The organism is Rhizobium sp. RU20A, from assembly GCF_900155885.1.
Taxonomy (GTDB): domain Bacteria; phylum Pseudomonadota; class Alphaproteobacteria; order Rhizobiales; family Rhizobiaceae; genus RU20A.
Map to the genome: position 1 here is coordinate 1,166,106 of NZ_FTMB01000001.1, position 11,714 is coordinate 1,177,819.

The 11,714-nt window shown below is 65.1% G+C and carries 9 protein-coding genes; 3 read left to right on the forward strand and 6 right to left on the reverse strand.

The window, feature by feature from the left end; all coding sequences use genetic code 11:
- The first annotated feature begins 34 nt into the window (after nt 1-34).
- The 3 genes from F3H41_RS05665 to F3H41_RS05675 all read left to right on the forward strand — a co-directional run bounded on the left by F3H41_RS05665 (nt 35) and on the right by F3H41_RS05675 (nt 3,517).
- Nucleotides 35-823: a GH25 family lysozyme gene (locus F3H41_RS05665; RefSeq protein ID WP_149737607.1), complete on the forward strand. Its 789-nt coding sequence runs from the start codon at nt 35-37 to the stop codon at nt 821-823.
- Between the two features lie 277 nt (nt 824-1,100).
- Complete coding sequence (locus tag F3H41_RS05670; protein WP_149737608.1) at nt 1,101-2,330, forward strand: lytic murein transglycosylase; 1,230 nt, start codon at nt 1,101-1,103, stop codon at nt 2,328-2,330.
- Nucleotides 2,331-2,527: 197 nt separating this feature from the next.
- Nucleotides 2,528-3,517, forward strand: a complete 990-nt coding sequence (locus tag F3H41_RS05675) for a DMT family transporter (RefSeq protein WP_149737609.1) — start codon at nt 2,528-2,530, stop codon at nt 3,515-3,517.
- Nucleotides 3,518-3,985: 468 nt separating this feature from the next.
- Here F3H41_RS05675 and metF read toward each other — a convergent pair whose 3' ends face one another.
- The 6 genes from metF to F3H41_RS05705 all read right to left on the reverse strand — a co-directional run bounded on the left by metF (nt 3,986) and on the right by F3H41_RS05705 (nt 11,529).
- Nucleotides 3,986-4,918, reverse strand: coding sequence for a methylenetetrahydrofolate reductase [NAD(P)H] (gene metF, locus F3H41_RS05680; RefSeq protein WP_149737610.1), 933 nt, complete (start codon nt 4,916-4,918; stop codon nt 3,986-3,988).
- 2 nt (nt 4,919-4,920) lie between these two features.
- The gene (locus F3H41_RS05685) at nt 4,921-5,943 is read right to left on the reverse strand and encodes a metalloregulator ArsR/SmtB family transcription factor (protein ID WP_149737611.1); all 1,023 of its coding nucleotides are present in this window, start codon (nt 5,941-5,943) and stop codon (nt 4,921-4,923) included.
- A gap of 178 nt (nt 5,944-6,121) precedes the next feature.
- On the reverse strand, nt 6,122-7,771 hold the full coding sequence (gene ettA / locus F3H41_RS05690; protein ID WP_149737612.1) for an energy-dependent translational throttle protein EttA: 1,650 nt from the start codon (nt 7,769-7,771) through the stop codon (nt 6,122-6,124).
- A 137-nt stretch (nt 7,772-7,908) separates the two neighbouring features.
- Nucleotides 7,909-9,582 carry a thiamine pyrophosphate-binding protein gene (locus F3H41_RS05695; RefSeq protein WP_149737613.1) on the reverse strand — a complete coding sequence of 558 codons (1,674 nt, stop codon included), beginning with the start codon at nt 9,580-9,582 and terminating at the stop codon, nt 7,909-7,911.
- Between the two features lie 33 nt (nt 9,583-9,615).
- Nucleotides 9,616-10,578, reverse strand: a complete 963-nt coding sequence (locus F3H41_RS05700; protein ID WP_149737614.1) for a DMT family transporter — start codon at nt 10,576-10,578, stop codon at nt 9,616-9,618.
- A gap of 3 nt (nt 10,579-10,581) precedes the next feature.
- The gene (locus tag F3H41_RS05705) at nt 10,582-11,529 is read right to left on the reverse strand and encodes an alpha/beta hydrolase (RefSeq protein WP_149737615.1); all 948 of its coding nucleotides are present in this window, start codon (nt 11,527-11,529) and stop codon (nt 10,582-10,584) included.
- Nucleotides 11,530-11,714: the final 185 nt, after the last annotated feature.

An 11,714-nucleotide genomic window follows, 5' to 3' on the forward strand; every position in this document is an offset into this window, starting at 1 on the left:
AACGCCGTCATCAGTTTCATTTCGCGGGTATTCCATGCGCAGGCTTTCCCTTGCCCTCCTTCCGGTTCTCGCGCTGATGCTCGGCGCTTGCAGCTCGACCGATTACGACCTGATGTCGACGGCCTCGATACCGCCGAAATTTGCCGACCGCGACCCGCAGGATTTCGGCGCGGTCACACCGCACCATCACGACATCCACGGCATTGACGTCTCCAAATGGAACGGCGACATCGACTGGCCGGCCGTCAAGCGCTCCGGCGTCTCCTTCGCCTTCATCAAGGCGACGGAAGGCAAGGACCGCCTGGATGCCAAGTTTAATGAACACTGGCAGGCCGCGCGCGCGGCCGGCATTCCCTACGCGCCCTACCATTTCTACTATTTCTGTTCGAGCGCCGACGAGCAGGCCGACTGGTTCATCGCCAATGTGCCGAAGGCAGCCGTCTTCCTGCCACCGGTGCTGGATGCCGAATGGAACGGCGAGTCGAAGACCTGCACCTACCGCCCCTCGCCGCTGACGGTCCAGACCGAACTGAAGCGCTTCATGAACCGCCTCGAAGCCCATTATGGCAAGCGGCCGATCATCTACACCTCCGTGGATTTCCATCGCGACAATCTCGTCGACCAGTTCAAGGAGCACCACTTCTGGGTCCGCTCGGTCGCCAAGCATCCGTCCGTCACCTATGTCGATCGCCGCTGGGCCTTCTGGCAGTATACGAGCACCGGCGAGATCCCCGGCATTTCCGGCACCACGGATATCAACGTCTTCGCCGGTTCCAAGGCCAACTGGCGCAAATGGGTGGCCGAGGTCAGCAAGCCGAAGTGACGGGCCCTTCGGTCGCGCGATGCGGGTCCTGATCGATACCAGGCGGCTGCCTTGCCGCCGCTTTCTTCTTTCGGTCATAATGCTCTGAAACAGCAGTGCGGAAAGTCCCGGATCCCTGGCCTTCAGGCATGGCCCCGAAAGGGTGCCATCAGCCTGTGCCCGTGTGGAAGACGTGCGGGGGCCGATCCGGGCCGTTCTTGAACGCCGCCGCAGACCGCGCGCGGCTCCGTTTCGACCTGTCCGCCTGAAAGGCGGCACCATCTGGAGAGGACCACCGATGTCATCCCGCCTGCCCCGCCTTGCCGCCTGCCTGACCCTCGGGCTTGCAGCTGCCCTGCCCGCCCATGCCCAGCAAGCCGTCGCTCCCGCGACGGCCAGCACGGCGTCCCCGGTTGCGTGCGGAGGCGATCTCACGAGCTTTCTGGCGGGCGTGAAGGCAGAGGCTGTCGCGGCCGGCGTTCCCGCCGAAGCGGCCGACCGCGCCTTGGCCGGTGCCCGCATCGATGAGAAGGTCCTTGCCCGTGACCGCGCCCAGGGCGTCTTCCGCCAGACCTTCCTCGAATTCTCCAAGCGCGTCGTCAGCCAGGCCCGGCTTGATATCGGCCGGCAGAAGATGAAGGAATACGCCGCCGTCTTTGCGCGCGCCGAGCAGGACTTTGGCGTGCCCGCCCCCGTCATCACCGCCTTCTGGGCACTGGAGACGGATTTCGGCGCCGTGCAGGGCGACTTCAACACCCGCAACGCGCTCGTCACCCTCGCCCATGACTGCCGCCGCCCCGAACTCTTCCGCCCGCAGCTGATCGCCGCCATGGAGATGGTCCAGCACGGCGACCTCGACCCGCAGACCGGCACGGGTGCATGGGCCGGCGAAATCGGCCAGGTCCAGATGCTGCCGCGCGACATCATCCGCTTCGGCACTGACGGCGATGGCGATGGCCATGTGACGCTGAAGTCCAGTGCGCCGGATGTGATCATGACCGCCGCCAAGTTCATCCAGAGCCTCGGCTTCACCCGCGGCCAGCCGTGGATCCAGGAAGTGACGATCTCCGATCGCATTCCCTTCGAAAAGACCGGCCTGCAGCCGGGCATGACGGCCGGCGACTGGTTCGCCGCCGGCGTCGAACCGCGCGATGGCGACAAGAGCTTTGCGGCGCTGCCCGCATCGCTCACCCTGCCGCAGGGTCGCAACGGTCCGGCCTTCATCACCTATCCGAATTTCAACATCTACCTCGAATGGAACAAGTCCTTCATCTACACGACCTCGGCCGCCTATTTCGCCACACGCCTTGCCGGTGCCCCGGTCTATCAGGCGGGCAGTCCCGAGCCGGGTCTCGATGTGGACGGCATGAAAGCGCTCCAGCAGAAGCTGGCCGCAAAGGGACATGATGTCGGCGAGATCGACGGCATTCTCGGCTCCGGGACCCGTGCCGCCATCCAGGTGGAACAGCAGCGCCTCGGCCTGCCCGCCGATGGCTGGCCGAATGCGGCCCTTCTCAACAGCCTCTGATCCCGCCTTTCGGCAAATCCGATGCCCGCGACCCGGTGCACCCCGCACCGGGTCGCAGCGTTTTCACCGGCCGGCGAGGCTGCCGCAAAATGCATCCCGACAAGTTCCGGGTGGCGCGCGTCGCGATGACCGGCTATGCCGCGCGCAGGTGATCCCGGCCGACACAGCCGGATCGCAAAGCGCAAGGGATCAGCATCATGAAGCAGCCGGTCAGCCGTCAGAACACCACCGCCGCGACCGGGCAGCCCGCGATGGCCCCCTCCATGACGCTCGGCACCTGGGCGCTGCTTGCCCTCCTCGGGCTGATCTGGGGCGGCTCGTTCTTCTTCGGCCGGATCGCGGTGCAGCAGGTGCCGCCGCTCACCATTGCGTTCCTGCGCCTCGGCATCGCCGCGCTTGCCCTGCATCTTTACCTGCGCGGGCGGGAGGGCCTCTATCCCGCGCTGAAGGCCCGCGCGCCGGCCTTCCTGATCCTCGGCCTGATGAACAATGCTGTTCCCCACAGCCTGATCCTGATGGGGCAGACGGAGATCGGCGCGGGTCTTGCCGCAATCCTTAACGCCACCACCCCGATCTGGACCGTCATCATTGCCAATATCTGGACGGCCGACGAGAAGCTGACCGCGGCGAAACTCACCGGCACCATTCTCGGCCTCATCGGCACCGTGCTCCTCGTCGGTCCCGCAGCCATTGCCGATCTCTTCGGGGCAGACCACCATGTCCCCTTCTGGGCCCTGCTTCTGCCGATCGGCGCCGCCATCAGCTACGGCATCGCCACCACCTATGGCCGGCGCTTCCGTGACCTGCCGCCAACGGTGACGGCCACCGGTCAGCTGACCGCTTCCAGCCTCATCGTCCTCCCGGTCGCCCTGGCCGTCGACCAGCCCTGGACAATCGCCATGCCGACGACCGCCGCGATCTCCGCCATTCTGGCGCTGGCGCTGATCTCGACGGCCTGGGGCTACATTCTCTTCTTTCGCATCATGGCGCGGGCCGGGGCCACCAACACATCGCTCGTCACGCTGCTGGTCCCGCCAAGCGCCATCCTGCTCGGCGTGCTCTTCCTCGGCGAGAGCCTCTCCCTGCTCGATGCCGCCGGCATGCTGGTCATCGCGCTCGGCCTCATCATGCTGGACGGACGCTTGCCGGGCCGGCTGACGCGCGCCCTGACGGGCAGGGACGCGTGACTGATTCGTGTCCAAAGGGACACATCCAAGCTTTGTCCACACGCTCCGTTAACCGGATAAGGCATTCCGTGAACAAAAAATTAGGGACGTTTTTTCATTGAGCTTCAAGGATTTGATCTGCGTGGAAGCGCCTTTGGGGGCGTCCGATGCCGCAGCGCAGCACAAGATTTCCTTTCAGATGTGACATTTTCGCCTTATCTTTGACACGTCAACATCAGGAGGGTAACACATGGGACTGACCCAGTCGTTCAACATGCTTCTGATCAGTGCAGCCTTCATCTTTGTCGGAACCATGCTCTTCATCTGAGCGAAGACCGAAAAAGACATGAGCAGTAAGGCGTAAAGACTCAACAAAAACAACAATGCGAAGCCGGGCGCAGGCGCGCCGCGGATTTTGCCAGGCGAACGCAAAGCGCCCGAGCCGTTCTGGCCGGGCGCTTTGTCGTTGCATCGTGCTTTCGGCAGGCTTCAGACAGCCATGCGCCGTGCCGGTGCAGGAATGGCGGCGACCGACGGATCCTGCCGGGCGAAGCCGACGAGATCGCAGACAGCGGTGACCAGCGGCGAGCGGTTCATCGTGTAGATGTGGAAATCCCGCACGCCGCGCCGCGCGAGATCGACGATCTGCTCGGCCGCGATATGCGTCGCCTCGTGGAAGCGCTCCTCCGCCTTGTCGTCGAGATGTTCGAGCCGCGCCCGGATCGCCTCCGGCACCCGCGCACCGCAGAGGCCCGCAAACCGCAGGACCTGCGCGAAATTGTTGATCGGCAGGATGCCCGGTACGATCGGGATAGAGATGCCCGCCGCGCGCACCCGCTCCAGATAGCGCTCGAAATCGTCATTGTCGAAGAAGAACTGGGTCAGCGCGCGGGTTGCGCCATTGTCCACCTTGCGCTTCAGCATGTCGATATCGGCGTTGACGTCCGCACTCTCGGGGTGCTTTTCCGGATAGGCCGAAACGGAAATCTCGAAGCCGCCACGCGATGCCAGCGCCTTGGTTAGGGCCGCCGCATTTTCGTAGCCGCCGGGATGCGGCCGATAGGCCGAGCCGATACCATCAGGCGGATCACCGCGCAGCGCCACGAAATGCTTCACGCCGCAGGCGGCGAAGTCGTCGATGACGCGGTCCACTTCATCGCGCGTCGCACCGACGCAGGTCAGATGCGCTGCCGTATTGGAAACGCCGGCATCGCGGATCATGTGGCAGACCGCCGTCAGCGACCGCTCCCGCGTCGTGCCACCCGCCCCGTAGGTGACCGAGACGAAGCCCGGCTGGAAAACGTTGAGATCGGCCACCGTCCTGTGAAGCTGCGCCTCCGCCTCATCCGTCTTCGGCGGAAAATATTCGAAGGAGAGGGTCAGGTTGCCGCGCTCGGCCGGATAAAGCGTGTGGATCGCCATGGTCAAAGTCTCCGCTCTCCGGCCCGGCGCCGGCTCTGTCTTGCTTCCTGGGAAAAGGCGGCGCGCTGGTCGCGCGCAATCCAGATCGTCACGGTCAGCCCCGTGCTGTCTCCGGCCACCGGCGGCACATCCACCACCGTCTCGACAAGAAGGCCGGCCCGCGCCAGCCAGTCCGTCATGGTGGCGTGAGAAATGCCGAGGCGCTGATGGGCGTGCTCCTCGCGCAGGTAATCGAGCCCGTGCGGCGCGAGGTCAACAATGGCGAGCCGCCCGCCCGGCACCAGCACCCGCGCCGCCTCCGCAATCGCCGCCTCCGGCTGGTCGAGGAAGTGCAGCACCTGATGGATGGTCACGAGGTCGAATTCGCCGTCGAGCGGCAGGTTGAAAATGTCGCCATGGCGGATCTGCGCCTTGGAAACGCCGGCGCGATCGAGATTGGCCCGCGCCACTGTCAGCATGTCGCGGCTTGCATCGACCCCGACGCCGCGCCGGTAGGCGGGCGCCAGAAGCTGGAGAATTCGGCCCGTGCCCGTGCCGAGATCGAGCAGGGCATCGACCGGCTCGACGCCGATCGCCTCGACCAGAGCAGATTCCACGGCCGTCTCGCTGACATGAAGCTGGCGCAGCGCATCCCATTCGGCGGCATTGCGGCTGAAATAGGCCTGCGCCCGCTCCGCCCGCGCCGCCTTCAGCGCCGTCAGCCGCTCTGCATCGCGCGCCAGAACGGCATCGTCGCTGGCAGCCGCCGAGAGCACCTGCCGCACGACATGCGCCGCCCTGCCCTCCTGCCGCAGCCGGAAATAGGCCCAGGCGCCTTCCTGATAGCGATCGATGAGATCGACTTCGCCCAGCAGCTTCAGATGCCGGGAAATGCGCGGCTGCGACTGCCCGAGAATTTCGGTGAGATCCGTCACCGTCAGATCGCCGCCGGAAAGCAGCGCCAGCAGACGCAACCGCGTCGGCTCACCCGCCGCCTTCAGCACGTCCACCAGGGGATCAAGCCCCAACCACCGCATCTCCGCCATGACAACCCTCATTTACATATAAAGATATGTTTATGTGATTTTCGGAGGGGTGGCAAGGCTTAACTTAACGCAGGGCGGGACGATTGCCATGGCCCTGCTTGGAAAAACAAAATGGGCCGCATCTTGAGGGATACGGCCCATCATCATTCTGCCTAGAGCGGCCCGCAGGCCGCACCGATCACCGCGTCAGGCGCTTGTAGCTCATGCGGCTCGGGTTCAGCGCGTCAGGGCCGAGGCGACGGACCTTGTCCTTTTCGTAGTCTTCGAAGTTGCCTTCGAACCATTCCACATGGCCGTCGCCCTCATAGGCGAGGATGTGGGTGGCCAGACGGTCGAGGAACATGCGGTCGTGCGAGATGATGACGGCGCAGCCGGCGAAGTTTTCCAGCGCGTCTTCGAGAGCACCCAGCGTTTCCGTGTCGAGGTCGTTGGTCGGTTCGTCGAGCAGCAGCACGTTGTGGCCGCCCTTCAGCATCTTGGCGAGGTGCACGCGGTTGCGCTGGCCGCCCGAGAGATTGCCGACCTTCTGCTGCTGGTCGCCGCCCTTGAAGTTGAACGAGCCGCAATAGGCGCGCGAGTTCATCTCGAACTTGCCGAGCTTCAGGATGTCGTTGCCGTCGGAGATTTCCTCCCAAACGGTCTTGTTGGCGGCGAGCGTATCGCGGCTCTGGTCAACATAGCCGAGATCGACCGTGTCACCGATGGTGATCGTGCCGCTGTCAGGCGTTTCCTGGCCGGTGATCATGCGGAACAGCGTGGTCTTGCCCGCACCGTTCGGCCCGATGATGCCGACAATGCCGCCCGGCGGCAGCTTGAACGACAGGTTCTCGATGAGAACGCGATCGCCATAGGACTTGGTGATGTTGTCGGCCTCGATGACGACGCGGCCAAGACGCTCGCCGATCGGAATGGCGATCTGCGTGTCGGACGGACGACGCTCGGCGGCCGAATCGACCAGCTCGTTATAGGCGTTGATACGCGCCTTCGACTTGGCCTGACGGGCCTTGGGCGAGGAGGCGATCCACTCCTGCTCGCGGGAGATCGCCTTCTGGCGGCCGGCCTCTTCGCGCGCTTCCTGCTGCATGCGCTTGGCCTTGGCCAAGAGGTAGGCCGAGTAGTTGCCCTCATAGGGGATGCCGCGGCCACGGTCGATCTCGAGGATCCAGCCCGTGACATTGTCGAGGAAGTAGCGGTCGTGGGTGACCATCAGGATGGCGCCCGGATATTCGCGCAGGTGCTTTTCAAGCCAGGCGATCGTCTCGGCGTCGAGGTGGTTGGTCGGTTCGTCGAGGAGCAAGAGGTCCGGCTGGCGCAGAAGCAGCTGGCAGAGCGCCACGCGGCGCTTTTCACCGCCCGAAAGGCTCGTCACATCTGAATCGCCGGGCGGGCAGCGCAGCGCATCCATGGCCATCTCGACCTGGTTTTCGAGATCCCAGAGGTTCTGGCTGTCGATGACGTCCTGGAGTTTCGCGCCTTCGTCGGCGGTCTCGTCGGAATAGTTCATCATCAGTTCGTTGTAACGGTCAACGATCGCCTTCTTGTGGGCGACGCCTTCCATGACGTTTTCGAACACGGTCTTTTCCGGATCGAGCTTCGGCTCCTGCGCGAGGTAGCCGAGCGTCGCGCCCTCGGCGAGCCAGGCCTCGCCCGTCCACTCCTTGTCGAGGCCGGCCATGATCTTCAGGATGGTCGACTTACCCGCGCCGTTCGGGCCGAGAATACCGATCTTGGCATCCGGGTAGAAGGACAGGTGGATGTTCTCGAGGATCTTTTTGTGGCCGTAGGCCTTGTTGAGCCCCGACATATGATAGATGAACTGACGCGCCATGAAGAATGCTCCGCAACGGGAAAAGGCATGATTTGGGATGTGCCCGCTTCCTAAAGCAATTGCCCTGACGGAGCAACGCCGAAAGCCGGCCATCCCCGTCAAGACGGAGCGGGCCGGCCTTCAATCGAGAGAAGCGGTCAGGCGCCCCGGATCTCAGAGAGCGTGCGCGTCGGCGTGATCGCCTCCGGATCGAGCTTCACCTCGATGATCGCAGGCTTGCCGCTGGCCCGCGCCCTGAGGAACGCCTCGGCAAACTGGTCCGTCGCCTCCACCGTCTCGCCATGGCCGCCATAGGCGCGGGCAAGGGCCGCGAAATCCGGATTGGTGAGGTCCGTCGCGGAAACGCGGCCGGGATATTCCCGCTCCTGATGCATGCGGATCGTACCGTAAATGCCGTTGTTGACGACGACGGTGATGATCGGCAGCTGGTAGCGCACGGCAGTCGCAAATTCCTGCCCGTGCATCATGAAGCAGCCGTCACCGGCAAAGCAGACCACCTCGCGCGCGGGAAAAAGCTGCTTGGCCGCCACTGCCGCCGGCAGGCCGTAACCCATCGAGCCGGAGGCGGGCGCCGCCTGCGTTTCAAAGCGGCGGAAGCGGTGGAAGCGGTGCACCCAGGTGGCGTAGTTGCCGGCGCCATTGGTGAAGATCGTGTCGTCGGCCGTATTGGCCTCCAGCCATTCCATGATCGGCCCCATCTGCACTGGGCCGGGGCCCGTTGCCGGTGGCGTGGACCAGCCGAGATAGGCCGCATGCATGGCCGCGGTTCTGTCGGCCCAGACGGGCTCGGCCGTCGGCGCGACATCCCGAAGAGCCGCCGCAAAGGCATCGGGTGCCGCCGCAATGGGCAACGCCGCGGAATAGACGCGGCCGAGCTCGGAGGGATCGGGATGAACATGGACGAGCGTCTGCCTGGGATAGGGAATATCAAGCAGCGTATAGGACGACGACGGCATTTCCGACATGCGCCCGCCGACCAGAAGCACCAGATCGGCCTCCTTGATCTCCTTGGCAAGCGCCGGATTGATGCCGATGCCGACATCGCCAGCATAGCTCGGATGCAGGTGATCGAACAGCATCTGCCGGCGGAAGGAGCAGCCGACCGGCAGATGCCAGCGCTCGGCAAAGGCGGTGAAATCCGCAACCGCCCCGGCGCTCCAGCGCGTGCCGCCGAGAATGGCGACGGGACGCTTGGCATCCTTCAGGAGCGCGGTGAAGTCGGCGATCTGCGATGCGCCGGGATAGGCAGCAACCGGCACATAAGCGCGCGCGGCGGGCGCCTCGACCGTCTCCACCAGCATGTCCTCCGGCAGCGTCAGCACCACGGGGCCCGGCCGGCCGGAGGTGGCGATGGAAAAGGCGCGTGTCACGAATTCGGGAATGCGGCGCGCATCGTCGATCTCACCGACCCACTTGGCAAACTCGGTAAAGGCGCGGCGATATTCCACCTCCTGGAACGCCTCGCGCTCGCGCGCCTCGCGCTGCACCTGGCCGATGAAAAGGATCATCGGGATCGAATCCTGCCGCGCCACATGCAGCCCCGCCGAGGCATTGGTGGCGCCCGGCCCGCGCGTCACCATGCAGATGCCCGGCTCGCCCGTCAGTCGCCCCCAGCAATCCGCCATCATCGCGGCACCACCCTCCTGCCGGCAGACGAGCACGTCGATCTTAACGTCGTGCAGCGCATCGAGCACCGCCAGATAGCTCTCGCCGGGCACGCAGGCGACGCGCTTGACACCGTTGGCAACGAGCGCATCGACGATCAGCTGGCCGCCCGTGCGGGTCACGGTCGTGGGGGATGCGGTGGACATGGAGGCTTTCCTTTCAGGGTCGAGCGGCCGCGATCACGCGACCGGCGGCACGGGCGGCATGTCCGGCCGGCTCTCGCGCCGGCTGACGACGCGCTCGCGCCAGATGATGGTGAGGCCGGAGCCGATGATGATGGCGATGCCAAGCCATTTCAGCGCGTCCGGCAGATGATCGAAGACGAGGTAGCCGAAGAGCGTGCCGGAGACGATTTCGAGATATTGCAGCGGCGCCAGCACCGAGGCCGGCGCGGCCCGGTAGGCATAGACGCCGAGCACGCCCGCCACCGTCGCCGTCAGCCCGACGCCGATGAGATAGGCGATCGCCAGCCGGTCGGGCCAGACGGGATCGAAGAGGGCCGACCCCGAACCCGACCCGATCCACAGCGCGATCAGCGAGAAACCGAGCGCCCAGATACCGGCATGCAACTGCATGGCGAAGGGATCCTCGCTCTGCGCCAGCCGCCGGGTGATCAGCACGAAGATCGCCACGCAAAAGGCCGAGACCACCGGCAGCAGCGCCACCAGCCCGACATCTTCCAACGAGGGCCGGATAACCAGCATCGCCCCGCCGAACCCGACCGCGCAGGCGAGATAGCGTCGCCAGCCGATCTTCTCGCGCAGCACGAGGCCGCCGAGAATGGTCAGGATGATCGGCTCCACGAAGAAGATCGCCAGCGCATCGGCAATCTGCATGACGATCAGCGCCGTCATGAAGGAGAACATGCCGATGACGAGCAGGGCGCCGCGCACCGCGTTCAGCCCGATGGCCGACGCGCTCGTCGGCTTCAGCCGCCGCCCGGCAACCACGATCGGCAGCAGAAAGGCAACCTGCAGCACGAAGCGCGTCGCGACGATCTGGCCGGAGGGAATGGTGGCGAGCGCGAGCTTGCCGAAAACGTCGATCAGCGGCGAGACGAGCACGGACAGCACCATCAGCGTCAGCCCGGCCGGAATGTCGTTCAGCGCCGCAACCGGCGTCGGGCGCAGGGTCGCCGCCATGGATCAACGACCTCCCGCAGACACGCGTGCCGCAACGGAAAGCGCCCAGGCAGCAAAGGACTCGGTTGCCGCCTCGCGCCCGACCTCGTTGAGGGTTTCATGACGGAAGCCGTCGAGAATATTCAGGCTGACGTCGCGAAGCCCGGCCGCCTTGAGGCGCTCCGCCAGCCAGCGCGTCTCCCGCCCGCCATTGGTGGCCGGATCCTCGCTGCCGCCGACGAGATGGACGGGGAGATCCTTGGCTAACCGCGCCAGCCGCTCGGCCGAGGCCCCGCCATAGCAGAGCGAAAAGAGATCGCTCCACAGCGACACCGTCGCATCGAAGCCGCAGAGCGGATCGGCGACATAGGCATCCACCTCGACCGGATCCGTCGACAGCCAGTCGAATTCGGTCCGGGCATTCGCAATCTTCTTCTTCCAGGCACCGAACGTCAGCGCTGTCAGCGTCTCGCTCGGCACGTCCGACCCTTTCAGGGCACGCTCGACGGCGAGGATCGCCTGCCCTGCGCGCCCCGCCAGCCCGGCGTTGAAATTCGAGTTCCACACCGCCAGCCCATCGTAGCCTTCGGGCTCCTCCTCGGCCGCATTCAGCGCGATCAGCCCGCCCATGGAATGACCGAAAAGGATGAGCGGCAGACCGGGATGACGGTCACGCACCATGGCGCGCATCGCCGCGACATCGGCGAGCGCCTTCCGTGCCCCGCCCCGCGGCGCGAACTGGCCTTGAATGGCGTCCGGCGCGCGCGTCTCGCCATGGCCGCGATGGTCATGGGCATAGACGTGGAAACCGTGCGACGCCATGGCGGCGGCGAAGCGGGCGTAGCGGCGCGCATGTTCCGACAATCCGTGGCAGACGAGCAGCACGCCATGCTGGGACCCCTCCGCCGCGGCATGGTGCCAGGCAAGGTCCGCGCCCGTCGGGCTCGCCATGCGGCGGGTGTGCGAAAACATCGTCTCTCTCCCGAAACTGAGAGCGCCACTCAAAGCCATTCCGGACGGAAAGGCAATCCGCCTCTCTTGCTCGTTTTGCATGATGTCATCCACACGGGCGCAGCGGAGAATTTCCATCGGACTGCGAATCAAGGGTTGCATTTCTCCCGCTTTTGGCGATTATGTTCTTATATTGTTCTTTTCGG